This is a genomic window from Pseudomonas sp. HD6515 (assembly GCF_024971855.1).
In the GTDB taxonomy this organism is placed as follows: domain Bacteria; phylum Pseudomonadota; class Gammaproteobacteria; order Pseudomonadales; family Pseudomonadaceae; genus Aquipseudomonas; species Aquipseudomonas alloputida.
The window spans coordinates 1,114,687-1,137,980 of record NZ_CP079827.1 but is presented as its reverse complement, the minus strand read 5'-3'; the positions used below and the strand labels follow the sequence as shown (position 1 = coordinate 1,137,980).

The following is a 23,294-nucleotide window of genomic DNA, read 5'->3' as shown; positions in this document are numbered from 1 at the left end:
GTGTCAGGATTCAATGAGGGTACGGCTCAGGCGCTTGGCCCGTTCAGCGTCACGTTGCTCGATGGCGTCGAGGATCTGCCCATGCAAGTCGAACGTGGCCTGGCAGCGCGGAACGGTGGCCATATTGTGTTGCAGAGCGGCAGCCACGACCCCGGAGAAGTAACGGTACAGCTCGCTCAATGCCGGGTTATGGGCGGCATCGACCAGCCGCTGGTGGAAGACCAGATCGCAGGCGACATAGGCATCGACATCGCCGTGAAAGTGCCCCGCACTGCCTTCCAGGGCATCCTTCAGCGCTTGCAGGTCGGCATCGTTACGACGCAAAGCCGCCAGGCCGATGGCCTCCGCCTCGAGGATATGGCGGGTCTCGCGGGCCTGCTCGAGCGTACATCGGGACATCGCGTGCACCGCCTGCAGCGGGTCCTGGGCAGTGCGCAGGTAGCTGCCGTCTCCCTGGCGAATTTCCACCAGGCCACTGAACGCCAGCACGCGCATGGCCTCACGCACCGTGTTACGGCTAATGCCCAGTTGCAAGGCAAGCTCGGGCTCGGTAGGCAGGCGCTGACCGACCTGCCAATCGCCCAGCACGATGCATTCGCGCATGCGCTCTACCGCCAACTCCACCAGGGAACGCTTGGTCAGCTCTGTATTCATGTCACTCAACCAATCATCCGATGAATTGCCGCAGCTTACTGGATTGCAGGCGAAGACGTAAACCACCTGGTATTTCTGCCAGTTGTGGGCATGCCACTTTGTTGCAACGCTCGTTGCGTGCTTTCAAGGATGCGCCCACATGCGAATGGCGAGTTTGCTGTTACTGCTGTTCCTGGCCCTGCAGCCAGGCTGTGACCCGGCCCGCCACCCGAGCCGCCCCAAGACCTTGCTCATCGGCCTTGATGGCGTGCAACTGCAGCAGTATTTGCAACTGGGCGATGCAACCAACCTGGAGCAGCGGCTTTACTACGGCAAGGCTTACGCCGGGTGTATCAATGGTAAAGCCAGCGAGCAGCTCACGTTGAGCGGCCCTGGCTGGATCACTTTGCTGACCGGCGTGTGGAGCAACAAGCATGGCGTTGAATCGGACGACGACTCGCAACGGGTCAACCCGGCGTTTCCCAGCCTGTTCAAGCGGCTACGCCTGGCCTACCCCAATGCCTACCTCTCCAGCATCGTCAACTGGTCACCCATCAACACGGCATTTCTGCTGGAGGACGCCCATGACGCCGATGTACGCGAAAGTGGTTTGCCAGATGAACAGGTGATTGCGCGTACGTTGCAGATCCTGGGTGACACACCCGCTGACTTCACGTTCATTCAACTGGACGAACCTGACCAGATCGGCCATCAAAGGGGTTACGGTGAGCACTATGCGCAGGCGTTGCGCAAGGCCGACAGCGAGATCGGGCGGCTATTGGACAAGGTAGACCAGCGGCGTCGCATGTTCCCACAGGAAGACTGGCTGGTACTCGTCAGCACCAACCATGGCCGGGACTATTGGGGGAAAGGCCATGGCGGCGCTTCGGAGCAGGAAAAGAGTATCTTCATCGCCAGCAACAAGCCGTTGAATCAGGAACTGACCGAGCTGAGCATTCCTGTGGAGATGCCTGGGCCCGGCGGCCTGTACGGGCTTCCCGCGCAGACCTCGGTAGCGCCCACGGTGCTGCGTCACATGGGCCTCAAGCTGCAGCCGGAATGGCTATTGGACGGCACGCCTTTACTGGGTGATACCGGCGTGCGCAAGGCGCGGGCCGATGAAAACAAAGGACGGCTACGCTGGAACAGTAACGCCAAGGGTTATCTGACCATTATCAAGAACGGCCATGTGGTTGCCCAGGTTGCGGCCAGAGACGATCAATGGATCGATCCGGAGGGGATGGACAAGCAGAACGATTATGTACTGGTGCTGGATGGTACACCGGCGGCGGTGCGCAACAGGCCGGCAGCCAAGCCATTTGTGATCGAAGACCGCCGCTATTAAGCCCTTGAGAAGCAACAGTTCTGTCGTTCCTCAAGGGCTGGCGCGATCCCCGTAGGAGCGGGTTCACCCGCGAAAGGGCCGGCCCTGCTGGCCAGTTTCCACCCGCCGTTCACCGTTGCCGCCGCTACCGTATTCGCCGGTAAACCCGCTCCTACATTGGACGCGCACAGGCTGTTGTAGGAGCGGGTTCACCCGCGAAAGGGCCGGGCCCGCTGGCCAATTTCCACCGGCCGTTCGCCGCTGCCGCCGCTACCGTATTCGCGGGTAAACCCGCTCCTACATTGGACGCGCACAGGCTGTTGTAGGAGCGGGTTCACCCGCGAAAGGGCCGGGCCTGCTGGCCAGTTTCCACCCGCCGTTCGCCGCTGCCGCCGCTACCGTATTCGCGGGTAAACCCGCTCCTACGATGGACGCGCACAGGCTGTTGTAGGAGCGGGTTCACCCGCGAATGGGCCGGGCCTGCTGGCCAGTTTCCACCCGCCGTTCACCGTTGCCGCCGCTACCGTATTCGCGGGTAAACCCGCTCCTACACGTCAGCTCAACGCATCCAGCAGTGCCTGGTTCATTTCCGGAGTACCGATGGTGATCCGCAGGAACTGGGCAATACGCGGCTGCTTGAAGTGACGCACGATCACGCCCTGCTCGCGCAAGCGTGCCGCCAGCTCGCCGGCATCCTGCTGCGGGTGGCGGGCGAAGATGAAGTTGGCAGCCGACGGCAGCACCTCAAAACCCTTGGCCTGCAGCTGACCGACCAACACCTCCCGGCTGTCTATCACCTTGCGGCAGGTGTCCTCGAAGTACTCACGGTCTTCGAACGCCACCGCCGCACCGACGATAGCTGCACGGTCAAGCGGATAGGAGTTGAAGCTGTTCTTGATCCGCTCCAAGGCCTCGATCAGGTCCGGGTGCCCCACCGCCAGGCCCACTCGCAGCCCCGCCAGCGAGCGCGACTTCGACAGCGTCTGGGTAACCAGCAGGTTATCGTAGCGGTCCACCAGGCTGATCGCCGTTTCACCACCGAAATCGATGTAGGCCTCATCCACTACCACCACCGAATCACGGTTGGCCTGCAGCAGCTGCTCCACCACCTGCAACGGCATCAGGCAACCGGTCGGCGCGTTGGGGTTGGGGAAGATGATGCCAGCGTTGGGCTTTTTGTAGTCCTCAATACGGATCTGGAACTGCTCATCCAGCGCCACCTGTTCGAAGGCAATGCCGTACAGGCCGCAGTACACCGGGTAGAAGCTGTAGCTGATGTCCGGGAACAGCAGGGGCGCATCGTGCTGGAACAGGCCGTGGAAGATGTGCGCCAGCACCTCGTCCGAGCCGTTGCCGACAAACACTTGCGCCGGGGTCACGCCGTAGTACTCGGCCACCGCTTGCTTGAGACGGTCACCGTTCGGGTCCGGGTACAGGCGCAGGTTATCGTTCAGCTCGCCGCGCATGGCCTCCAGCGCCTTGGGCGACGGGCCATAGGGGTTTTCGTTGGTGTTCAGCTTGACCAGGCGGGCCAGCTTGGGTTGCTCGCCCGGCACGTAAGGCACCAGGTCCTTGACGAAGGGGCTCCAGAATCGACTCATGCTCAGTTCCCCTTCTCTTGGGTCAGGATACGGTATTCAGCGCTGCGGGCGTGGGCGGTCAGCGACTCGCCACGGGCCAGAACCGAGGCAGTGTGGCCCAGTTCGGAAGCGCCCTGTTCGGAGCAGAAGATGATCGACGAACGCTTCTGGAAGTCATACACCCCCAGCGGCGACGAAAAACGCGCGGTACCTGAAGTGGGCAGCACGTGGTTAGGGCCAGCGCAGTAATCGCCCAGCGCTTCGCTGGTGTGGCGGCCCATGAAGATCGCGCCAGCGTGGCGAATGTGTGGCAGCCAGGCTTGCGGGTCGGCCACGGACAGCTCCAGGTGCTCCGGTGCAATGCGGTTGGCCACGTCCATGGCCTGCTGCATGTCACGCACCTGGATCAGCGCACCACGGCCATTGATCGACTTCTCGATGATATCGGCACGTTCCATGGTCGGCATCAGCTTGTCGATGCTGGCAGCCACACGATCAAGGAAGGCGGCATCCGGGCTGACCAGGATGGCCTGGGCGTCTTCGTCGTGCTCGGCCTGGGAGAACAGGTCCATGGCAATCCAGTCCGGGTCGGTCTGACCGTCGCACACCACGAGAATTTCCGAGGGGCCGGCGATCATGTCAATGCCTACCTGGCCGAACACGTGGCGCTTGGCGGTGGCAACGTAGATGTTGCCCGGGCCGACGATCTTGTCCACCTGCGGCACGCTTTCAGTACCGTAGGCCAGCGCAGCCACGGCCTGGGCACCACCGACGGTGAACACCCGGTCGACACCGGCGATGCAGGCAGCCGCCAGCACCAGCTCGTTGACCTCACCACGCGGGGTCGGTACCACCATCACCACTTCAGCCACGCCCGCGACCTTGGCCGGGATGGCGTTCATCAGCACCGACGACGGGTACGACGCCTTGCCGCCCGGCACATACAGGCCAGCACGGTCCAGCGGGGTGACCTTCTGGCCGAGCACGGTGCCGTCGGCCTCGGTGTACTGCCAGGAGTCCTGCTTCTGCCGCTCGTGATAAATGCGCACACGGTTGGCGGCCTTTTCCAGGGCCTCGCGCTGGACCGGGGTAATACGGGTCAGCGCCAGTTCCAGGCGCGCGCGATTGAGGATCAGGTCGTCAATCGACTTGGCGTCAACACCATCGAAGCGCTGGGTGAATTCCACCAGCGCCGCATCACCGCGTTCACGCACGGCCTTGATGATGTCGAGCACGCGCTGATTGACCGCGTCATCGGACACACTTTCCCAGCTCAGCAGATGATCCAGATGTCGAGCGAAATCCGGATCAGCGGCGTTGAGACGGGCAATTGCAGTGGACACGGTCATGGCGAGGGCCTCGTAATATTAGCGAATGCTCAGGCGCCCTAGGGGATTGTGCGAAAAGTGCCTGCGCGACGATCATGCTACGTTAAAAACAGGCTCGGAATGCTCATTTGCAACCAGCAAAGTCGGGCGCGACCCCGGCCGTTCCTCGCCTGTTTTCGTTCTTGCATGATCGCCGCTCGGCGACTTTTCGCACAATCCCAAGCTACCAGTCCATCCGCGCGGGCACCCGAGAAAAATGGCTATGACGCGGATAGACGGGCGCGACAGCGAAGGTCGCGCGCAGGAGTCAACCGCGGTGTCGCGATTCGACCGCTTGACGCAGCGTGTCGATCAGGCTCTGGATACGGGCGTGCTGCATTTTCATGGAGGCTTTGTTGACCACCAGGCGCGAGCTGATCGTGGCGATCAGTTCCTGGGGTTCCAGGCCGTTGGCACGCAGGGTGTTGCCGGTGTCGACCACGTCGATGATCTTGTCGGCAAGGTTGATCAGCGGCGCCAGCTCCATCGAGCCATACAGCTTGATGATGTCGACCTGGCGACCTTGTTCGGCATAGTAACGCTTGGCTACGTTGACGAACTTGGTGGCCACACGCAGGCGGCCCTTGGGCTCGGCTGCGCCGACTACGCCCGCGGTCATCAGCTTGCATTGAGCAATCTGCAGGTCCAGGGGCTCATACAGGCCCTGGCCGCCGTACTCCATCAGCACGTCCTTGCCGGCCACACCCAGGTCGGCAGCACCATGCTCGACATAGGTCGGCACGTCGGTGGCACGCACGATCAGCAGGCGCACATCGTCCTGCGTGGTGGGGATGATCAGTTTGCGGCTCTTGTCCGGGTTTTCGGTCGGCACGATGCCGGCCTCGGCGAGCAACGGCAAGGTATCGTCGAGAATACGGCCTTTGGAAAGCGCGATGGTCAACATTGGAACGTCGGTCCTTAAGCGGCTGCTGCCGGCCAGGTCATCGACCTGGCCGCATTCAATTCAAAAGGTGCGTCCTTGCACCCGCGGGGTACTAGCCCGGTACGCGGCGGATTTTCGCGCCGAGCATCTGCAGTTTTTCCTCGATGCACTCGTAACCACGGTCGATGTGGTAGATGCGATCGATCAGAGTATCGCCTTCGGCAACCAGCGCCGACAGCACCAGGCTGGCGGAAGCACGCAGGTCGGTGGCCATGACCGGGGCACCCTTCAGCGCCTTGACGCCAGTGACGATGGCGGTGTTGCCTTCGACCTGGATCTGCGCGCCCATGCGGTGCATTTCGTAAACATGCATGAAGCGGTTTTCGAAGATGGTCTCGATTACCGCGCCAGTGCCTTCGGCAATGGCGTTCAGCGAGATGAACTGCGCCTGCATGTCGGTCGGGAACGCCGGATACGGGGCAGTACGCAGGTTCACGGCTTTCGGCCGCTTGCCATGCATGTCCAGCTCGATCCAGTCCTTGCCGGTGTTGATGTCGGCACCCGCTTCCTTGAGTTTTTCAAGCACGGCTTCAAGGATGGTAGGGTCGGTGTCCTTGACCTTGACGCGGCCACCGGTCACGGCAGCGGCAACCAGGTAGGTACCGGTCTCGATGCGGTCCGGCATGACGCGGTAGTTGGCCGAATCCAGTCGTTCGACACCATCGATAGTGATGGTGTCGGTACCTGCGCCCTGAATGTTCCCGCCCATGGCGTTGATGAAGTTGGCCAGATCGACCACTTCAGGCTCACGCGCGGCGTTCTGCAACACGCTGCGGCCCTTGGCCAAGGCAGCGGCCATCATGATGTTCTCGGTACCGGTCACGCTGACGGTGTCGAAGAAGAAGTGCGCGCCACGCAGGCCACCTTCAGGCGCCTTGGCCTTGATGTAGCCGCCCTCCACTTCGATCTTCGCCCCCATGGCCTCAAGGCCACGGATGTGCAGATCGACCGGGCGCGAGCCAATGGCGCAACCGCCAGGCAGGGCCACTTCGGCTTCGCCGAAACGGGCAACCATCGGGCCCAGCACCAGGATCGAGGCGCGCATGGTCTTGACCAGCTCGTACGGCGCGACCAGGGTCTTGATGGTGCGGGGATCGATCTCCACCGACAGCTTTTCGTCGATCACAGGCTCGATGCCCATGCGCCCGAACAGCTCGATCATGGTGGTGATGTCGTGCAGGTGCGGCAGGTTGCCCACGGTGACCGGGCCATCGGCCAGCAGGGTCGCTGCCAGAATCGGCAGGGCTGCGTTTTTCGCGCCCGAAATGCGGATCTCGCCGTCAAGGCGAGCGCCGCCAGTAATAATCAGTTTGTCCATTGGAGTCTCGCCGCCAAGTTGGCTCAGGTGCGCTCAGCCCAGGCTGCGCTGCTGAAAAATTTCATGGTTACCGCATGGATGCTGCCATTGGCGATCCACGGATTCAGGTGAGCATAGATCGCCTGCTGGCGTTTGACCGGACTCAGGCCAGCCAACTCGTCGCTGATCACGTTCAACTGGAAGTTGCAGCCTTCGCCTTCAACTTCGACCCGGGAACCCGGCAATTTCTCTTCAAGGAAGCTTTTAACTTCTACGGCCTGCATGCTCAACCTCAATCGGCGCCCGATGCGCACGGGTCGGCCATCATACAAAAAAGCCCCTCGCCTGCGAAGCCCAACGAAGGCTTCGCTGACCGAGGGGCCATCATCCGTGCCGGGCCACTAGCTTGCCAGCACTTCATCGAGATCATAGACCTCGGCAATTTCCCGCATGTCGTCAGGCATGCCACGCACTTCGCACGCCTTGCCAGTGGCCTGAGCATCACGCATGTACGCAAGCAATAACGACAAGCCGACACTCGACGACTTCTCGACAGCCGAGCAATCAAGCACCAGTCGCGGCTCGCGCGAGCCATCGATCAGCACCTTGCCTTGCTTGCGCAAGGCCGGGCCGCTGCGGTAATCCAGCACGCCAGCCAGACGCAGCACGCCCGGCTCTGCCATGCTTACAGCGGCCTCGCTCATTTGACGGTCTTCTCTGGCGAGTTGTCGGCAGCCTGCTTGGCCTTGGCCACTTCGCCAGCCCAGCCGTCGATGGTCTTGTCCAGGTCATTGCCGTTGCGCTGCATGGCATCGGCGAACTGGTCACGGAACAGCTTGCCGATGTTGATGCCGTTGACGATCACGTTACGCACCTTCCACTCGCCGCCAATGTTCTCCAGGGTGTACTGCACGGGGTACACGGCACCGTTGTTGCCGGTAACCTTCATGCCGACACTGGCGCGTTTGCCGTCATCGGCTTTAGCCGGGTCGACAGTGATGCCCTGGTTGTTGTACTCGAGCAAGGCATTGCCATAGAACTGCATCAGGCTGCGCTTGAAGTTTTCCTGGAAGCGCTGCATCTGCTCCGGGGTCGCCTTGCGCGAGTACTTCACGGTCATGATGCTACGCGAGATACCGTCGGCATCCACCACCGGGCCGAGAATGCGGTTGAGCGAGTCATAGAAGGCGTTGGGGTTGGACTTGTACTGCTCCTTGTTGGCCTTGAGGTCGCCGAGCAGTTCATTGGTGGTGCTTTGAACCACTTCGTGCGGTGTCTGCACAGCCAGGGCCAGCAGGGGGAAGGCCGCCAGCAGCACCAGCAAGCCACGTCGCAGGATCGAAATCATGGGTACTCCTTAATTAGCCGGTTGCGCTTCTTTCGGTTCCTTGCCAACAGAGTTGAGCAGGAACTTGCCAATCAGATCTTCCAGCACCAGTGCCGACTGAGTGTCATGGATGGTTGAACCATCCTTGAGGACATCGTCTTCACCGCCCACGCTGATGCCGATGTACTTCTCACCAAGCAAACCGGCGGTCAGGATCGAGGCAGTGGAGTCGGTCGGCAGGTTATCGACCGACTTGTCCAGCTGCAACGTCACCCGACCGGTGTAGGAATCACGGTCCAGATCGATGGCGGTGACCTTGCCGATGGTCACACCGGCCATGGTCACTTTAGCTCTGACCGTCAAACCGGCGATATTGTCGAAGTACGCATAAACTTTATAGGTATCAGTGGTCGGGCTGGCCGACAGCCCGCTGACACGCAGGGCCAGCAGCAGCAGCGCCAGGATCCCGGCCAGGAGGAACAGGCCGACACCGATTTCCAGGGTGCGGTTTTGCATCAGAAATCTCCAAACATCAAGGCGGTCAGAATAAAGTCCAGACCCAGCACTGCCAACGAGGCATAGACCACGGTCTTGGTGGTTGCACGACTGATCCCTTCTGAGGTGGGCTCACAGTCGTACCCCTGGAATACGGCGATCCAGGTCGAGACGAAAGCAAACACCAGGCTCTTGACCAGCCCGTTGAGCACGTCGTCAGTGAAAGAAACACTGTTCTGCATGTTGGCCCAGAACGAGCCCTCGTAGACACCCAGCCAGTCCACCGCCACCCACGAGCCACCCCAGATACCGACCACGCTGAAGATCAGCGCCAACAGCGGCAGCGAGATGAAACCGGCCCACAGGCGTGGCGCAACGATGTACTTGAGCGGGTCGACACCGATCATTTCCAGGCTCGACAACTGCTCGGTGGACTTCATGTTGCCGATTTCGGCGGTCAACGCGGAACCGGCACGCCCGGCAAACAGCAACGCCGTTACCACCGGGCCAAGTTCACGCAGCAGGGTCAGGGCGACCATCTGCCCTACCGCCTGCTCCGAGCCGTACTTGGTCAGGATGCTGTAGCCCTGCAGCGCCAGCACCATGCCGATGAACACACCGGACACGACGACGATCGCCAGCGACAGCACACCCACCGAGTACAACTGCTTGGTCAGCAGCTGGAAGCCGCCGCCAATACCACCGCGACCGACCAGCGCATGGAACAGGAACAGGCACGAACGCCCGAGCACGGCCAGCACGTCGATTGCCGAGCGGCCCAGCAGGCGGACACGTTCGAGTAAGGATTTTCTGCGCATCAACGCGCCCCCAGCAGGTCGGCGCGGTAGTCAGGCGCGGGAAAGTGGAAGGGAACCGGGCCATCCGGGTCGCCTTTCATGAATTGGCGGATCCGTGGATTGTCCGAACCCATCAGCTCATCAGGCGTCCCCTGGCCCAGCACTTGGCCGTCACCTACCACGTAAATGTAGTCGGCGATGCTGGCGGTTTCTGCCAGGTCATGGGAAACCACGATGCTGGTGATGCCCAGGGCATCGTTGAGCAGGCGAATCAGGCGCACCAGTACCCCCATGGCGATCGGGTCCTGGCCGACGAACGGTTCGTCGTACATGAGGATCTGCGGGTCCAGGGCAATCGCCCGGGCCAGTGCCACACGGCGCTTCATGCCACCGGACAGCTCGTCGGGCATCAGGTCGATGGCACCGCGCAGGCCCACGGCCTGCAGCTTCATCAACACGATGTCACGGATCATTTCGTCCGACAGCTGAGTATGCACGCGCAGCGGGAACGCGACGTTCTCGAACACATCGAGGTCGGTGAACAACGCGCCGCTCTGGAACAGCACGCCCATCTGCTTGCGGGCGTCGAACAGGTCGCTGCGCGACAGCGTCGGCAGGTTCTGCCCGGCAACCCATACCTCACCGCTCGCGGGACGCAACTGTGCGCCCATCAGGCGGAGCAACGTCGTCTTGCCGCAACCCGATGGCCCCATGATGCCGGTGACCTTGCCGCGCGGGATGCTGATGTCCACGTTGCTGAAAATGCTGCGCGAACCACGTTTGAAGGTTACACCCTTCAACTCGACCGCGTAGGCGCTATCCACACTCATCTAGACTCCTTGCTAATGCAGCCTCGTCCTAATGGACGCCGGCCTCCATCTGGAAGGCACACGCACCCCTGACAGGCCGAATAGCGGCGAACTATAGCACCGCTGACAGCCCCGCCCCAAGGCCGGGCAAGCAGTCGTTCAGCCCAGGGACAGGCTTTGGTGGTATTCACTGCAACAATCGAGGAGGTGAGGGTTTTCATCATTGCGCGTATAATCGTCGCCCTTTCATCAGGCATTGCTTTTTCGACATGAGCCAATCCAGCGAGCTGATCCAATCCGCCCAACGCACTCTGCGCCTGGAACTCGAGGCCGTAGAGGCCCTTTTGGCGCGCATTGACGACAATTTCGTCAAAGCCTGCGAACTGATTCTGACCAGCAAGGGCCGGGTCGTCGTGGTCGGCATGGGCAAGTCCGGGCACATCGGCAACAAGATCGCCGCGACCCTGGCCAGCACCGGCACACCGGCGTTTTTCGTGCATCCGGCCGAAGCCAGCCATGGCGACATGGGCATGATCACCCGGGATGATGTCATCCTTGCGCTGTCGAACTCCGGCAGCACCGCCGAAATCGTCACCCTGCTGCCGTTCATCAAACGCCTTGGCATCAAGCTGATCAGCCTGACCGGCAACCCGGACTCGCCGCTGGCCCAGGCCGCCGAGGTCAACCTTGACGCACGTGTCGCACAAGAGGCCTGCCCGCTGAACCTGGCCCCCACCTCCTCCACCACGGCAGCGCTGGTACTGGGCGACGCCTTGGCCATCGCCTTGCTCGAAGCCCGCGGCTTCACCGCCGAGGACTTCGCCTTCTCGCACCCGGGAGGCGCGCTGGGCCGCCGCCTGCTGCTGAAGGTCGAGAACGTGATGCACGCCGGCGACGATCTGCCTCAAGTATCACGCGGCACCCTGCTCAAGGACGCGCTGCTGGAAATGTCCCACAAAGGTTTGGGCATGACCGTGATCGTCGAAGCCGATGGCAAACTGGCCGGGATCTTCACCGACGGTGACCTGCGCCGCAGCCTGGACCGCAATATCGATGTGCACACCACCCTGATCGACCAGGTCATGACCGTTCATGGCAAGACTGCGCGTGCCGACATGCTCGCCGCCGAAGCCCTGAAGATAATGGAAGACCACAAGATCAACGCCCTGGTGGTGGTGGACCGTGAAGACCGCCCGACCGGCGCCCTGAACATGCATGACCTGCTGCGCGCCGGCGTAATGTAAAGGAGCGATGGAATGAACCAGGACCTCATGCAACGCGGCAAAGGCATCAAGCTGGCAGTCTTCGACGTGGACGGCGTGCTCACCGACGGGCGCCTGTACTTCCTCGAGGATGGCAGCGAATTCAAGACGTTCAATACCCTCGACGGCCAGGGCATCAAGATGCTAATGGCCTCGGGCGTGACCACCGCGATCATCAGCGGGCGCAAGACCCCCGTGGTCGAACGCCGGGCCAGTAACCTCGGTATCCCGCACCTCTACCAAGGCCGGGAGGACAAATTGGTGGTGCTTGACGGCCTGCTCGCCGAACTGGGCCTAAGCTATGATCAAGTGGCTTACCTGGGCGACGACCTGCCCGACCTGCCAGTGATTCGCCGAGTGGCTCTGGGCATGGCCGTAGCCAACGCTGCACCGTTCGTACGCCAGCACGCCCACGGCGTGACCCAGGCACGTGGCGGCGAAGGCGCGGCCCGTGAATTCTGCGAATTGATCATGCAGGCCCAGGGCACCCTGGACGCTGCCAACGCCAACTACCTGTAAGGCTGCCCATGCTCAGCAAGAAAGCCCGAAACATTGCGCTGCTCGGGGCGATAGCCGCCCTGTTGGTAGCCATTGGCTACTGGAATGTCAGCCCGGAAAGCTTCCTCGACAAGCCCGTGGCCCAAGTCGACGAAAGCGCCATCGATTACTACGCGATCAACGCCCACAGCGTGCAGTTCCTGCCCGACGGCAAGCTGCAATACGAAATGACCGCCGACAGAATCGAACACCTCAAGACCAGCGAAGTCACCCAGGTGACCACACCGGACCTGCACCTGTACCGCGGCACCGAGTACCCGTGGCATGTGCAGAGCACGCGCGCCGAGGTCAATCCTGACGGTACCGAGGTCGAACTGATCGACAAGGTACGGATTGCCCGCACCGATGAAAGGCAGCGTGAAACCATCATTACCAGCTCACGCATGACCGTGTTCCCGCAGAAGCAATATGCGCAGACCGAGCAAGCCGTTAGAATCGACGGCGCCGGAGGCACCACTACGGGCAAAGGCATGAAAGCGTATTTGAAAGAAGGCAAGATGGACTTGCTCTCTAACGTAAGAGGACAGTATGAGGCTCGTTAAAACCCTCCCCCTTTTGCTCAGCCTGAGCGCAGCACTGGGAAGCGCGAGCGCCCTCGCCCTGCCGAACGACCGTGACCAGCCTATCCGCATCCAGGCCGACAACGCTCACCTGGATGACAAACAAGGCGTGGCCACTTACACCGGCGACGTGATCATCACTCAGGGTTCGATGATGATCAAAGGCAACACCGTGACCATTACCCGCTCCGCCTCTGGCGATATCGACGTAGTGACCTCGGTGGGCAACCTGGCCTACTTCGAGCAGCAGCAGAGCGCAGCCAAGCCGGACAAGATGAAAGGCTGGGGCGTAACCATCCAGTACCAGTCGCAGAAGGACTTGGTCATTCTCACCGACCGCGCCAAGGTCGAGAGCGAAGGCAATACCACCGAAGGCGAAAAGATCGTCTACAACACTCAGACCCAGGTGGCGACCGCCGGCCGTGGCGGCAATGTGACAACACCCCGTCAGCGCATCGACATGGTGATCCAGCCCAAGAAGAAGGCCGAGTAAATGGCAACCCTCAAAGCCCAGCACCTGGCAAAGAGCTACAAGGGGCGGCAGGTAGTACGTGATGTCAGCCTGTCTATCGACAGCGGCCAGATCGTCGGCCTGCTCGGCCCCAACGGCGCCGGCAAGACCACCTGCTTCTACATGATTGTCGGGCTGGTCCAGGCCGAACAGGGCCGCGTACTGATCGACAACCTCGATGTCAGCCACCAGCCCATGCACGGCCGCGCTCGCGCCGGTATCGGCTACCTGCCGCAGGAAGCCTCGATCTTCCGCAAGCTGTCGGTCGCCGACAACATCATGGCCATCCTCGAGACCCGCAAGGACCTCGACCGGGACGGCCGCCGCAAAGAGCTGGAAAGCCTGCTGCAGGAGTTCCACATCAGCCACATCCGGGACAACCTCGGCATGAGCCTGTCCGGTGGTGAACGCCGCCGCGTCGAAATTGCGCGCGCCCTGGCGACCGCACCCAAGTTCATCCTGCTGGACGAACCGTTCGCCGGTGTCGACCCGATTTCGGTCGGCGACATCAAGCAGATCATCCATCACCTCAAGGCCAAAGGTATCGGCGTACTGATTACCGACCACAACGTGCGTGAAACCCTGGATATCTGCGAAACCGCTTATATCGTCAACGATGGCCGATTGATCGCCGAAGGCGACGCTGAAACCATCCTGGCAAACGACTTGGTCAAAGAAGTTTACCTGGGCCACGAGTTCCGCCTCTGACCCGGCACGCGCCTGAAGTACTGGCAAACAGCCCTGAGACTGCGGGTAAAGTTGTTACGGTACTCTAGGCAAACGCTACAATTTAAGGCATAAAACTTGCTTGATCTGGCGCTTCGGCGCCCTCGTGTAGTGGATGGCGCATGCGCGCCGGCGAACAAGGTATTAAGCCCCTGCCATGAAACCATCGCTCGTCCTAAAAATGGGCCAGCAACTGACGATGACACCTCAGTTGCAACAGGCCATCCGCCTGCTCCAGCTCTCTACCCTGGACCTCCAACAGGAAATCCAGGAAGCGCTGGAGTCGAACCCGATGCTCGAACGTCAGGAAGACGGCGAGGACTTCGACAACAGCGACCCGATGGCCGACAACGCCGAGAACAAGCCGGCCGCCGAAGTTCAGGACAACAGCTTCCAGGAAAGCACCGTCAGCGCCGACAACCTGGAAGACGGTGAGTGGAGCGAGCGCATCCCCAACGAGCTCCCGGTCGATACGGCCTGGGAAGACATCTACCAGACCAGCGCCAGCAGCCTGCCGAGCAACGATGATGACGAATGGGACTTCACCACGCGCACATCGGCCGGCGAAAGCCTGCAAAGCCACCTGCTGTGGCAGTTGAACCTGGCGCCGATGTCCGACACCGACCGCTTGATTGCCGTGACCCTGATCGACAGCATCAACGGCCAGGGCTACCTGGAAGACACACTCGAAGAAATCTGCGCCGGTTTCGACCCGGAGCTGGATATCGAGCTGGACGAGGTCGAAGCCGTACTGCACCGCATCCAGCAGTTCGAGCCGGCTGGCGTCGGCGCCCGCAATCTGGGCGAATGCCTGTTGCTGCAACTGCGCCAACTGCCCGCTACAACCCCGTGGATGACCGAAGCCAAGCGCCTGGTCACCGATTTCATCGACCTGCTCGGCAGCCGTGACTACAGCCAGCTGATGCGGCGGATGAAAATCAAGGAAGACGAGCTGCGCCAGGTCATCGAACTGGTGCAAAGCCTTAACCCGCGCCCTGGTTCGCAGATCGAGTCCAGCGAGCCCGAGTACGTGGTGCCCGACGTCATCGTGCGCAAGGACAGCGACCGTTGGCTGGTAGAACTGAACCAGGAAGCCATCCCACGCCTGCGCGTCAACCCACAATACGCCGGCTTCGTGCGCCGTGCCGACACCAGTGCCGACAACACCTTCATGCGCAACCAGCTGCAGGAAGCGCGTTGGTTCATCAAGAGCCTGCAAAGCCGTAACGAAACCCTGATGAAAGTTGCCACGCAGATCGTCGAGCACCAGCGCGGCTTCCTCGACCACGGCGACGAAGCGATGAAGCCGTTGGTACTGCATGACATTGCCGAAGCCGTAGGCATGCACGAATCGACCATCTCGCGGGTTACCACGCAGAAATACATGCACACCCCGCGTGGCATCTACGAACTGAAATACTTTTTCTCCAGCCATGTCAGCACCTCCGAAGGCGGAGAATGCTCGTCCACGGCGATCCGCGCGATCATCAAGAAACTGGTTGCGGCGGAAAATCAGAAAAAGCCATTGAGTGACAGCAAGATCGCTGGTTTACTGGAGGCACAAGGCATCCAGGTAGCCCGTCGCACCGTCGCCAAGTACCGCGAGTCCCTCGGCATCGCACCGTCGAGCGAACGCAAGCGACTGATGTAGCCCCTGAGATGTGCCACAGCGTTTTCGTGGCAGGTGCAAGACCTGCCTCTTTATGCACGGGCAACAAAGGAGAAGCTGTATGCAAGTCAATATCAGTGGACAGCATGTAGAAGTCACCCAGCCACTGCGCGATTACGTGCTTGAAAAGCTCGCCCGCGTGGAGAGTCACTTCGACAAGATCACCAACGTGCAGGTAATCATGAAAGTCGAGAAGCTTCAGCAGAAGGTCGAGGCGACCCTGCAGATTCCCGGCGGCGAAGTGGTAGCCAACGCCGAACACGAAGACATGTATGCAGCGATCGACGCCTTGGCCGACAAGCTCGACCGCCAACTGAAAAAACACAAGGAAAAACAGCAAAGCCTGCTGCAAGGTGCAGCTGCCCGCTGATCCCCCTCATCCATGATCCGACTTGAAACCATCCTGACCCCCGGCCGTTCCCTCGTGAACGTGCCGGGCGGCAGCAAGAAGCGCGCCCTGGAAAAGGTCGCCACTGTCATCGCCGACCAAGTGCCAGAACTGGAGATGCAGGACGTCTTCGAAAAACTGGTAGCTCGGGAAAAGCTCGGTTCTACCGGTTTTGGCAATGGCATCGCCATCCCGCACTGCCGGCTTGAAGGATGCTCTGCGCCAGTCAGCGCCCTGCTGCACCTGGAAGCGCCTATCGATTACGACGCCATCGATGGCGCGCCGGTGGACCTGCTGTTTGTGCTGCTGGTGCCCGAAGCGGCCACCGATGCCCACCTTGAACTTCTGCGTCAGATCGCCAGCATGCTCGATCGCAAGGAGGTCCGTGATCGACTGCGTGCGGCCACCAGCAACGAGGCCCTGTTCCAGGTTGTCCTGGACGTACAGAACGAGCACTGAACATGCGCCTGATCATCGTCAGCGGCCGGTCCGGCTCCGGCAAGAGCACCGCCCTCGATGTCCTGGAAGACAGCGGTTTCTATTGCATCGACAATCTCCCAGCCGGGCTATTGCCGCAGTTGGCGGAAAATGCACTGATCAACACCGAATTGCTGCAGCCCAAGGTGGCGGTTTCGATCGACGCACGCAACCTGCCCAGCCACCTGATGCGTTTTCCCGAGCTGCTTGAAGAAGCCCGCGCACGGCACATCCAGTGCGACGTGTTGTACCTGGATGCCGATGAAGAGGTCCTTCTCAAGCGTTTCTCGGAAACCCGCAGGCGGCACCCCCTGACCAACGCCAACCGCTCGCTCGCGGAAGCGATCCGCGTGGAAAGCGATTTGTTGGGCCCCATTGCCGACCTGGCCGACCTGAAGATCGACACCACCAACCTGAACCTGTACCAGTTGCGTGACTCGATCAAACTGCGTCTGCTCAACCAACCCGAGCCTGGCACAGCGTTTCTGGTCGAGTCGTTCGGGTTCAAACGGGGCATGCCGGTCGACGCCGACCTGGTTTTTGACGTGCGCTGCCTGCCCAACCCCTACTGGAAACCAGAACTGCGTGAGCACTCAGGTCTCGATCAACCCGTGATCGACTACCTGGCCGCACAACCGGATGTCGAAGACATGTACAACGACATCTCCAGCTACCTGCTCAAATGGTTACCCCGCTTCGCTGCCAGCAACCGCGCCTACGTAACCATTGCCATCGGCTGCACTGGCGGCCATCACCGTTCGGTGTACATCACCGAGCGCCTTGGTCAACAGCTGCAGCAAACCCTGAAAAACGTCCAGGTCCGTCATCGCGACCTCTAGCCCAAGGATCCACCCCTGATGCCCGCCCGCGAAATCACCATCATCAACAAGCTGGGTCTGCATGCCCGGGCGGCAGCCAAGTTCGTCGGTGTGGCCGGCCGCTTCCCCTGCCAGGTACGGGTGGGTCGCGCCCCGGACAAGCTGGTGGATGGCAAGAGCATCATGGCGGTGATGATGCTGGCCGCAGGCAAAGGCACCCAGGTGCACCTGCATACCGAGGGTGAGCAGGACAACGACGCCATGGATGCACTGGTCGAACTGATCAACAATTTCTTTGACGAAGGCGAATAGGCCTCGCAAACCTGCGCTTGCACAAGATCAGGACATCGCGGTATCCATCACCATCATCAGACAGAAGCCTGTACACAGCCCAAGACTGGCCAGACGATGATGGCCGTTGCTGCGCGATTCGGGGATGATTTCCTGGGTGACCACCAGCAACATCGCCCCTGCTGCACAGGCCAGCCCCAGCGGCAGCAGCAGTTCGGCAACATTCACCAGCCAGGCACAGATCAACGCCGCCACCGGCTCGACCAAGCCTGAGGCTGCGCCTATCAGGAAGGCCTTGAAGCGCGGCATGCCCGCCCCTGCCAGCACCAGCGCGATCACCAGCCCCTCAGGCACATCCTGCAAGGCAATGCCCATGGCCAGGCTGTCGGCGTCGGCCATACCTCCCCCGGCCGACACACCAATGGCCATACCTTCGGGGATGTTGTGGGCAATGATGGCAATCACGAACAGCCAGATGCGCGCTGCAATCACCGGCTGGTTTGCTGTGCCCACCAACGCTTCAGGCGAAGCCCAGGATACCTTGAGGTCGACCAGGAACAGGCACAACGCCCCGAACATCAGGCCAAAACTGACCAGGCCACCTGCCCCCCAAGGGCTGAAGCCAATAGACTGAGCCGCCGCCAGGCCTGGCATGATCAGGGAAAACGCGGTGGCCGCCAGCATCACGCCAGCACCGAAGCCCAACAGCGTATCCGCCAGCGCCACGGGCATATTGCGAATGACCAGTACCGGTACTGCGCCCAGTGCCGTACCCAGCGCGCATAAAGCACCGCCCTCCAGGGCGCGCAGCATGCGCGGATCGAGGTCTAGCCAGGCGAGGCCCCGTGCCACCAGTAACGCGGCGCCAGCCAGCAAAAGCAAAGTCCCAAGCGCCAGGCGGAACAGGCGCACACTGCTGACAGACATCACCTCAGAGCGCATACCGGTCCGACTCACTTCAGGGCTTCAAGGTAACGACGTTCAACTTCCACCCAGTCAATGACGTTGTAGAAGGCACCGATGTATTCCGGACGACGGTTCTGGTACTTGAGGTAGTAAGCGTGCTCCCACACGTCCAGGCCCAGGATCGGCGCATTGCCGTGCATCAGCGGGCTGTCCTGGTTGCCGCTACTCTCCACCACCAACGTTTTTTGCGGCGTGACGCTGAGCCAGGCCCAACCGCTGCCGAAGCGGGTCAACGCGGCTTTGGTGAAAGCCTCGTTGAAAGCCTCGAAGCCGCCAAGTTGTGCTGTGACGGCTTGCGCCAGCTGGCCCACAGGCTCGCCACCGCCCTGAGGTGACATGACAGTCCAGAACAGGCTGTGGTTGGCGTGACCGCCACCGTGGTTGGTCACAGCGCCACGCAGGTTCTCCGGCAGTTGCTTGACGGCAGCGACCAGTTTTTCCACCGGCCATTCGGCCCACTCGGTACCTTCGAGGGCGGCGTTGAGGCCGTTCACGTAAGTCTGGTGATGCTTGGTGTGGTGGATTTCCATTGTCTGGGCATCAATGTGTGGTTCCAGCGCATCGTAGGCGTATGGCAATGCAGGCAAGGTATGGGGCATGTCAGTGAATTCCGTAGGCATGGGTTCTGGGCGCCACATCCGGTAGGGCAGCGAGCTCGCTGGCCCCGGCGCTGTGGCGGTTGAGCAAGCGCTCGGTACGCGGATACTGGCCATACTCGGCAATGAAACTCAGCAGCTCGGTGTAAGTGCGCGCACTGTGGCGCAAGGCTGCATCACGCAGCCCCTGAGGCAGGCGCGCTTCCTGGCAGGCCTGCAGCAGTCGCTGATGAGCCGCGCACAGGTAGTCGGCGCTTTCATGCGGCTGGTCAAGGCGCAGGTGCAGGTCAGCCAGGTTGTGGTGGGCGATGACGAATGCAGCCACCGCTTCGTCCACGTCATGCCAGCGCTCGAACAGCACCTGGGCCAACGCCAAGGCTTGCAGGTAGTGTTCCCGGGCGTCCACCAGCTCGCCTTGTTCGAATAGGCGGTTGGCGGTTTCCGTGGTGCGTTTCCAGTGCTGCATGGTTGTCTCCTGGGCGGTGACGCAGGTCAGATACCGCCGGCGGTGAGTTTTTCCGGGTCCAGCAGCGCTTCAAGCTGGTCGCGGGACAGGTCGGTGTGCTCCAGCGCCACATCGATGATTGGACGACCCTGCTTGTAGGCGGTCTTGGCGATTTCGGCGGCCTTGAGGTAGCCGATGATCGGATTCAACGCCGTGACCAGAATCGGGTTGCGGGCTAGGGCTTCCTTGAGTTTGTCTTCGTTGACCTTGAAGCTGGCGATGGCTTTGTCGGCCAGCAAACGGCTGACATTGGCCATCAGCTCGATGCTTTCCAGCAGGTTGCGAGCGATCACCGGCAGCATCACGTTCAGCTCGAAGTTACCGGCTTGGCCTGCGACGGCGATGGTCGCGTCGTTGCCAATCACTTGGGCGGCGACCATGGCAGTGGCCTCCGGGATCACCGGGTTGACCTTGCCTGGCATGATCGAAGAGCCCGGCTGCAGAGCTTGCAGCTCGATTTCGCCCAGACCGGCCAGCGGGCCGGAGTTCATCCAGCGCAGATCGTTGGCGATTTTCATCAACGCCACCGCGGTGGTCTTGAGCTGGCCAGACAAAGCCACGGCAGTGTCCTGCGAGCCGATCAGTGCGAACAGGTTCTGGCCGGGCGTGAACTCGACCTTGGTCAGGCCACTGAGCTGGCGAGCGAAACCGACAGCGAACTGCGGATGGGCGTTGATGCCGGTACCCACGGCGGTTCCGCCCTGGGCCAGCGCCTGCAAGTGCGGCAGCACACCTTCGATGTGCGCCTTGGCAGCATTGATCTGCGCAGCCCAGCCATCCAGCACCTGGCTCATGCGCACGGGCATCGCGTCCATCAGGTGAGTACGACCGGTCTTCACGAATTGATGTACTTGTGCCGACTTGACCTCGATCACCTGTACCAGGTGCGCCAGGGCTGGCAGCAACTGCTCGTGCAGGGCCAGCGCGGCGCTGACATGGATGGTGGTCGGAATGATGTCATTGCTGCTCTGGCCACAGTTGACGTGGTCATTGGCGTTGACCGCCTCACCCAGTACATGGGTAGCCAAGGTGGCGATCACCTCATTGGCGTTCATGTTCGAACTGGTGCCAGAGCCTGTCTGGAACACATCCACCGGGAAGTGCTGGATGAAGTCCTCGGCCAGCAATTGCTCGACAGCCTTGACGATAGCCTGGCCCTGCCCGGCAGACAGTTGCTCCAGTTCGACGTTGGCCTTGGCCGCAGCGGCCTTGGCCAGCAACAAGGCACGAATGAACTGGGCCGGCATACGCTGGCCGCTGATCGGGAAGTTGTCGACCGCGCGCTGGGTCTGGGCGCCGTAGAGGGCCTGGGCCGGCACCTGCAGCTCACCCATGCTGTCACGCTCGATACGGGTATCACTCATCATCAAATCCTTGCATCAGTTCATCGGGAGAAATCGAAGGCAGCAGACGGCAATTGGCCAACTGCAGGGCGTAGGGTTGCCAGCGTTGGTTCTGTTCCTGGCGGTCGAGGTTGCGCAGGTCCAGCAGAGGGCGCCAGGCTTGGTCCAGGCACAGACAACGCCAATGCCAGGGGAGCATGCGATCGCAGGCGGTATCCAGCAGCAAGCGAAACGCTGTCAGCGCCACCGTCCATGGCGAGGTTTCGGTGCAGCACACCAGATAGCGGCCTTCGGCCAGGTAATGCTCGATCAGGCGCGGCTCGTCGGGGTCGAGCGCACAGCGAATGCGCCGGCTGAGCCAGCGCCAGTTTTCCAGGTAGGGCAGTTCGCGGAGGACGGATTTCATGAACATCATCGCCGAGTTACTGGATAATGATATTCATTATTAAGTGATAAACAGAATCACTTCAAGAAAAAAGGTGATGAAATAAAAACCCGGCGCGAGGGCCGGGTCTTCGGATTTGCAGAGAAAGGTGTAGTGCTGTGTAGGCCTCTTCGCGGGTAAACCCGCTCCTACAGCGGCCGGTGTCCAACCCCGATGTGCGTCCACTACCGTGTAGGAGCGGATTGATCCGCGAAAGGGCCGGCGCAGGCTAAAGATCAGCTACCAGCAACGGTCATCCGCTCGATCAGCACCGAGCCCGTATGAATGTTGCTACGGGTTTCAAGATCGCTACCAATCGCGACAATCTGCTGGAACATGTCCTTCATGTTTCCGGCGATGGTGACTTCCTGCACGGCATGCTGAATCTCGCCATTCTCGACCCAGAACCCCGCCGCACCACGGGAATAGTCCCCCGTCACCATGTTCAAGCCATGCCCCATCAGTTCGGTCACCAGCAGCCCGCGCCCCATGCGGCGAATCAGCGCGGCCTGATCTTCGACACCGTGGCTGACGAACAGGTTGTGCACGCCACCGGAATTGGCCGTACTCGGCAAACCCAGCTTGCGCCCCGAATAGGTACCCAGCAAGTACGACACCAGCTCACCTTTGTCGACAAACGGTTTGGCATAGGTGGCCAGGCCATCACCGTCGAAGGCGGCGCTGCCCAACGCGCGCGGAATATGCGGGCGTTCGTCGAGGGTCAGCCAGGAAGGGAACAGGCGCTGGCCAATGGTACCCTCCAGGAACGACGACTTACGGTACAGGTTGCCGCCGGAAATGGCCGACAGGAAGCTGCCGAACAGGCCACCGGCCAATTCGGCCGAGAACAGCACCGGTACCTCGCAAGTCGGCACCGGTCGGGCGCCAAGGCGGCTAGCGGCACGCTGGGCAGCGCGCACGCCGATGCTGCTCGGGTCGGCCAGCAGGTTGCCCTGGCGGTTCACGTCGTACCAGTAGTCACGCTGCATCTGCCCGTCGCCTTCGGCAATCATCACGCAGCTCAGGCTGTGCCGGGTCGAGGCGTAACCACCGATGAACCCATGGCTGTTGCCATACACGCGGCAGCCTTGGTGGGTATTGAGGGTGGTGCCATCGGCGTTGAGGATGCGCGGGTCGGCGTCGAACGCCGCTGCCTCGCAGGCCAGGGCCATTTCGATGGCCTTCTCAGGCTCGATACCCCAGTCGTGGTACAGGTCCAGGTCCGGGATTTCACGCGCCATCAGCGCTGCGTCGGCCAAGCCCGAGCATTCATCCTCGGAGGTATGCCTGGCAATTGCCAACGCTGCAGTGACGGTCTCGCGAATCGCCTCCGGACCACTGGCCGAGGTGCTGGCCGAACCTTTGCGCTGGCCAACATAAAGGGTGATACCAAAGCCTTGGTCGCGGTTGAACTCGACCGTTTCGACCTCACGCTGGCGCACGGTGGTGGACAGCCCTTGCTCCAGCGACACCGCCACTTCGCAGGCACTGGCCCCCTGCCGACGCGCCTCGGCGATGATCGCCTCGACCTGTTCCTGCAATGCTGGCAGGTCTTTCGGACCTACGCTCTGGACTGCACTCATGGTTCTCTCCACTCAAATTCTGCGTACGGCTTGGGGTCATTCTAC

At 61.3% G+C, this 23,294-nt stretch carries 28 protein-coding genes; 11 read left to right on the top strand and 17 right to left on the bottom strand.

All coding sequences use genetic code 11. The features are described 5' to 3' along the window. Positions 1 to 3: 3 nt before the first annotated feature. Positions 4 to 654: a FadR/GntR family transcriptional regulator gene (locus tag KW568_RS05300; RefSeq protein WP_004575660.1), complete on the bottom strand. Its 651-nt coding sequence runs from the start codon at positions 652 to 654 to the stop codon at positions 4 to 6. Positions 655 to 793: 139 nt separating this feature from the next. Here KW568_RS05300 and KW568_RS05295 point away from each other — a divergent pair, with 139 nt between their 5' ends. Further along, complete coding sequence (locus KW568_RS05295; RefSeq protein WP_004575661.1) at positions 794 to 1,978, top strand: alkaline phosphatase family protein; 1,185 nt, start codon at positions 794 to 796, stop codon at positions 1,976 to 1,978. A gap of 533 nt (positions 1,979 to 2,511) precedes the next feature. Here KW568_RS05295 and hisC read toward each other — a convergent pair. The 10 genes from hisC to KW568_RS05245 form a co-directional block, all read right to left on the bottom strand. Next, positions 2,512 to 3,558, bottom strand: coding sequence for a histidinol-phosphate transaminase (hisC, locus tag KW568_RS05290; protein ID WP_004574500.1), 1,047 nt, complete (start codon positions 3,556 to 3,558; stop codon positions 2,512 to 2,514). Between the two features lie 2 nt (positions 3,559 to 3,560). Further along, the gene (hisD, locus tag KW568_RS05285; RefSeq protein WP_003255117.1) at positions 3,561 to 4,886 is read right to left on the bottom strand and encodes a histidinol dehydrogenase; all 1,326 of its coding nucleotides are present in this window, start codon (positions 4,884 to 4,886) and stop codon (positions 3,561 to 3,563) included. A 286-nt stretch (positions 4,887 to 5,172) separates the two neighbouring features. Beyond that, complete coding sequence (gene hisG / locus KW568_RS05280) at positions 5,173 to 5,808, bottom strand: ATP phosphoribosyltransferase (RefSeq protein WP_003255118.1); 636 nt, start codon at positions 5,806 to 5,808, stop codon at positions 5,173 to 5,175. 91 nt (positions 5,809 to 5,899) lie between these two features. After that, a complete protein-coding gene (gene murA, locus KW568_RS05275; RefSeq protein ID WP_004574499.1) occupies positions 5,900 to 7,165 on the bottom strand; it encodes a UDP-N-acetylglucosamine 1-carboxyvinyltransferase in 1,266 nt (421 codons plus the stop codon). A 23-nt stretch (positions 7,166 to 7,188) separates the two neighbouring features. Next, positions 7,189 to 7,428: a BolA family protein gene (locus KW568_RS05270; protein ID WP_003255121.1), complete on the bottom strand. Its 240-nt coding sequence runs from the start codon at positions 7,426 to 7,428 to the stop codon at positions 7,189 to 7,191. 117 nt (positions 7,429 to 7,545) lie between these two features. Continuing rightward, on the bottom strand, positions 7,546 to 7,848 hold the full coding sequence (locus KW568_RS05265; RefSeq protein WP_003255122.1) for a lipid asymmetry maintenance protein MlaB: 303 nt from the start codon (positions 7,846 to 7,848) through the stop codon (positions 7,546 to 7,548). Beyond that, positions 7,845 to 8,492 (bottom strand): phospholipid-binding protein MlaC, encoded by a 648-nt coding sequence (locus KW568_RS05260; RefSeq protein ID WP_003255123.1) that lies wholly within the window; start codon positions 8,490 to 8,492, stop codon positions 7,845 to 7,847. The genes KW568_RS05265 and KW568_RS05260 overlap by 4 nt, the downstream gene beginning before the upstream one ends. Before the next feature lie 9 nt (positions 8,493 to 8,501). Then, positions 8,502 to 8,987 (bottom strand): outer membrane lipid asymmetry maintenance protein MlaD, encoded by a 486-nt coding sequence (mlaD, locus tag KW568_RS05255; RefSeq protein WP_003255124.1) that lies wholly within the window; start codon positions 8,985 to 8,987, stop codon positions 8,502 to 8,504. Beyond that, positions 8,987 to 9,784 (bottom strand): lipid asymmetry maintenance ABC transporter permease subunit MlaE, encoded by a 798-nt coding sequence (mlaE, locus tag KW568_RS05250; RefSeq protein ID WP_003255125.1) that lies wholly within the window; start codon positions 9,782 to 9,784, stop codon positions 8,987 to 8,989. The genes mlaD and mlaE overlap by 1 nt, the downstream gene beginning before the upstream one ends. Further along, positions 9,784 to 10,593, bottom strand: a complete 810-nt coding sequence (locus tag KW568_RS05245) for an ATP-binding cassette domain-containing protein (RefSeq protein WP_003255127.1) — start codon at positions 10,591 to 10,593, stop codon at positions 9,784 to 9,786. The genes mlaE and KW568_RS05245 overlap by 1 nt, the downstream gene beginning before the upstream one ends. A 248-nt stretch (positions 10,594 to 10,841) precedes the next feature. Here KW568_RS05245 and KW568_RS05240 point away from each other — a divergent pair, with 248 nt between their 5' ends. The 10 genes from KW568_RS05240 (at position 10,842) to KW568_RS05195 (ending at position 17,853) form a co-directional block, all read left to right on the top strand. After that, a complete protein-coding gene (locus KW568_RS05240; RefSeq protein ID WP_003255128.1) occupies positions 10,842 to 11,816 on the top strand; it encodes an SIS domain-containing protein in 975 nt (324 codons plus the stop codon). A gap of 12 nt (positions 11,817 to 11,828) precedes the next feature. Then, the gene (locus KW568_RS05235) at positions 11,829 to 12,353 is read left to right on the top strand and encodes an HAD family hydrolase (protein ID WP_003255129.1); all 525 of its coding nucleotides are present in this window, start codon (positions 11,829 to 11,831) and stop codon (positions 12,351 to 12,353) included. A gap of 8 nt (positions 12,354 to 12,361) precedes the next feature. Beyond that, positions 12,362 to 12,934 (top strand): LPS export ABC transporter periplasmic protein LptC, encoded by a 573-nt coding sequence (lptC, locus tag KW568_RS05230; protein WP_004574491.1) that lies wholly within the window; start codon positions 12,362 to 12,364, stop codon positions 12,932 to 12,934. Then, positions 12,921 to 13,445 (top strand): lipopolysaccharide transport periplasmic protein LptA, encoded by a 525-nt coding sequence (gene lptA, locus KW568_RS05225; protein WP_003255131.1) that lies wholly within the window; start codon positions 12,921 to 12,923, stop codon positions 13,443 to 13,445. Before lptC ends, lptA begins: the two co-directional genes overlap by 14 nt. After that, positions 13,446 to 14,171 carry an LPS export ABC transporter ATP-binding protein gene (gene lptB, locus KW568_RS05220; protein WP_003255132.1) on the top strand — a complete coding sequence of 242 codons (726 nt, stop codon included), beginning with the start codon at positions 13,446 to 13,448 and terminating at the stop codon, positions 14,169 to 14,171. A gap of 175 nt (positions 14,172 to 14,346) precedes the next feature. Next, positions 14,347 to 15,840: an RNA polymerase factor sigma-54 gene (locus tag KW568_RS05215; RefSeq protein ID WP_003255133.1), complete on the top strand. Its 1,494-nt coding sequence runs from the start codon at positions 14,347 to 14,349 to the stop codon at positions 15,838 to 15,840. Between the two features lie 79 nt (positions 15,841 to 15,919). Further along, the gene (hpf, locus tag KW568_RS05210) at positions 15,920 to 16,228 is read left to right on the top strand and encodes a ribosome hibernation-promoting factor, HPF/YfiA family (protein ID WP_003255135.1); all 309 of its coding nucleotides are present in this window, start codon (positions 15,920 to 15,922) and stop codon (positions 16,226 to 16,228) included. 12 nt (positions 16,229 to 16,240) lie between these two features. Then, a complete protein-coding gene (ptsN, locus tag KW568_RS05205; protein ID WP_003255137.1) occupies positions 16,241 to 16,705 on the top strand; it encodes a PTS IIA-like nitrogen regulatory protein PtsN in 465 nt (154 codons plus the stop codon). A gap of 2 nt (positions 16,706 to 16,707) precedes the next feature. After that, on the top strand, positions 16,708 to 17,562 hold the full coding sequence (rapZ, locus tag KW568_RS05200) for an RNase adapter RapZ (RefSeq protein WP_003255139.1): 855 nt from the start codon (positions 16,708 to 16,710) through the stop codon (positions 17,560 to 17,562). An 18-nt stretch (positions 17,563 to 17,580) separates the two neighbouring features. Further along, positions 17,581 to 17,853, top strand: coding sequence for an HPr family phosphocarrier protein (locus KW568_RS05195; protein ID WP_003255140.1), 273 nt, complete (start codon positions 17,581 to 17,583; stop codon positions 17,851 to 17,853). 27 nt (positions 17,854 to 17,880) lie between these two features. On the opposite strand, the gene KW568_RS05190 is transcribed toward KW568_RS05195, so the two are convergent. From KW568_RS05190 to pmbA, 6 genes are all read right to left on the bottom strand, one after another. Then, positions 17,881 to 18,774, bottom strand: coding sequence for a ZIP family metal transporter (locus KW568_RS05190; RefSeq protein WP_003255142.1), 894 nt, complete (start codon positions 18,772 to 18,774; stop codon positions 17,881 to 17,883). An 11-nt stretch (positions 18,775 to 18,785) separates the two neighbouring features. After that, positions 18,786 to 19,397 (bottom strand): superoxide dismutase, encoded by a 612-nt coding sequence (locus KW568_RS05185; protein WP_004574485.1) that lies wholly within the window; start codon positions 19,395 to 19,397, stop codon positions 18,786 to 18,788. 1 nt (position 19,398) lies between these two features. Continuing rightward, entirely contained in the window at positions 19,399 to 19,860 is a 462-nt protein-coding gene (locus tag KW568_RS05180; protein ID WP_004574483.1) for a hypothetical protein, read from the bottom strand. Positions 19,861 to 19,886: 26 nt separating this feature from the next. Next, complete coding sequence (locus KW568_RS05175; RefSeq protein ID WP_004574481.1) at positions 19,887 to 21,263, bottom strand: lyase family protein; 1,377 nt, start codon at positions 21,261 to 21,263, stop codon at positions 19,887 to 19,889. Further along, a complete protein-coding gene (locus KW568_RS05170) occupies positions 21,256 to 21,657 on the bottom strand; it encodes a hypothetical protein (protein ID WP_012051310.1) in 402 nt (133 codons plus the stop codon). Before KW568_RS05170 ends, KW568_RS05175 begins: the two co-directional genes overlap by 8 nt. Before the next feature lie 245 nt (positions 21,658 to 21,902). After that, positions 21,903 to 23,249: a metalloprotease PmbA gene (gene pmbA, locus KW568_RS05165; RefSeq protein ID WP_003255150.1), complete on the bottom strand. Its 1,347-nt coding sequence runs from the start codon at positions 23,247 to 23,249 to the stop codon at positions 21,903 to 21,905. Between the last annotated feature and the right edge of the window lie 45 nt (positions 23,250 to 23,294).

Coding starts and splice junctions, on each gene's coding strand:
- murA (WP_004574499.1), bottom strand. CDS start 7,165: ATGGACAAACTGATTATTACTGGCGGCGCTCGCCTTGACGGCGAGATC.
- mlaE (WP_003255125.1), bottom strand. CDS start 9,784: ATGCGCAGAAAATCCTTACTCGAACGTGTCCGCCTGCTGGGCCGCTCG.
- KW568_RS05175 (WP_004574481.1), bottom strand. CDS start 21,263: ATGAGTGATACCCGTATCGAGCGTGACAGCATGGGTGAGCTGCAGGTG.
- mlaD (WP_003255124.1), bottom strand. CDS start 8,987: ATGCAAAACCGCACCCTGGAAATCGGTGTCGGCCTGTTCCTCCTGGCC.
- KW568_RS05300 (WP_004575660.1), bottom strand. CDS start 654: ATGAATACAGAGCTGACCAAGCGTTCCCTGGTGGAGTTGGCGGTAGAG.
- hisG (WP_003255118.1), bottom strand. CDS start 5,808: ATGTTGACCATCGCGCTTTCCAAAGGCCGTATTCTCGACGATACCTTG.
- ptsN (WP_003255137.1), top strand. CDS start 16,241: ATGATCCGACTTGAAACCATCCTGACCCCCGGCCGTTCCCTCGTGAAC.
- KW568_RS05270 (WP_003255121.1), bottom strand. CDS start 7,428: ATGCAGGCCGTAGAAGTTAAAAGCTTCCTTGAAGAGAAATTGCCGGGT.
- KW568_RS05195 (WP_003255140.1), top strand. CDS start 17,581: ATGCCCGCCCGCGAAATCACCATCATCAACAAGCTGGGTCTGCATGCC.
- rapZ (WP_003255139.1), top strand. CDS start 16,708: ATGCGCCTGATCATCGTCAGCGGCCGGTCCGGCTCCGGCAAGAGCACC.
- lptB (WP_003255132.1), top strand. CDS start 13,446: ATGGCAACCCTCAAAGCCCAGCACCTGGCAAAGAGCTACAAGGGGCGG.
- lptA (WP_003255131.1), top strand. CDS start 12,921: ATGAGGCTCGTTAAAACCCTCCCCCTTTTGCTCAGCCTGAGCGCAGCA.
- KW568_RS05260 (WP_003255123.1), bottom strand. CDS start 8,492: ATGATTTCGATCCTGCGACGTGGCTTGCTGGTGCTGCTGGCGGCCTTC.
- KW568_RS05265 (WP_003255122.1), bottom strand. CDS start 7,848: ATGAGCGAGGCCGCTGTAAGCATGGCAGAGCCGGGCGTGCTGCGTCTG.
- KW568_RS05190 (WP_003255142.1), bottom strand. CDS start 18,774: ATGCGCTCTGAGGTGATGTCTGTCAGCAGTGTGCGCCTGTTCCGCCTG.
- KW568_RS05185 (WP_004574485.1), bottom strand. CDS start 19,397: ATGCCCCATACCTTGCCTGCATTGCCATACGCCTACGATGCGCTGGAA.
- KW568_RS05240 (WP_003255128.1), top strand. CDS start 10,842: ATGAGCCAATCCAGCGAGCTGATCCAATCCGCCCAACGCACTCTGCGC.
- KW568_RS05215 (WP_003255133.1), top strand. CDS start 14,347: ATGAAACCATCGCTCGTCCTAAAAATGGGCCAGCAACTGACGATGACA.
- pmbA (WP_003255150.1), bottom strand. CDS start 23,249: ATGAGTGCAGTCCAGAGCGTAGGTCCGAAAGACCTGCCAGCATTGCAG.
- KW568_RS05180 (WP_004574483.1), bottom strand. CDS start 19,860: ATGCAGCACTGGAAACGCACCACGGAAACCGCCAACCGCCTATTCGAA.
- KW568_RS05245 (WP_003255127.1), bottom strand. CDS start 10,593: ATGAGTGTGGATAGCGCCTACGCGGTCGAGTTGAAGGGTGTAACCTTC.
- hisC (WP_004574500.1), bottom strand. CDS start 3,558: ATGAGTCGATTCTGGAGCCCCTTCGTCAAGGACCTGGTGCCTTACGTG.
- hisD (WP_003255117.1), bottom strand. CDS start 4,886: ATGACCGTGTCCACTGCAATTGCCCGTCTCAACGCCGCTGATCCGGAT.
- KW568_RS05170 (WP_012051310.1), bottom strand. CDS start 21,657: ATGATGTTCATGAAATCCGTCCTCCGCGAACTGCCCTACCTGGAAAAC.
- hpf (WP_003255135.1), top strand. CDS start 15,920: ATGCAAGTCAATATCAGTGGACAGCATGTAGAAGTCACCCAGCCACTG.
- KW568_RS05235 (WP_003255129.1), top strand. CDS start 11,829: ATGAACCAGGACCTCATGCAACGCGGCAAAGGCATCAAGCTGGCAGTC.
- KW568_RS05295 (WP_004575661.1), top strand. CDS start 794: ATGCGAATGGCGAGTTTGCTGTTACTGCTGTTCCTGGCCCTGCAGCCA.
- lptC (WP_004574491.1), top strand. CDS start 12,362: ATGCTCAGCAAGAAAGCCCGAAACATTGCGCTGCTCGGGGCGATAGCC.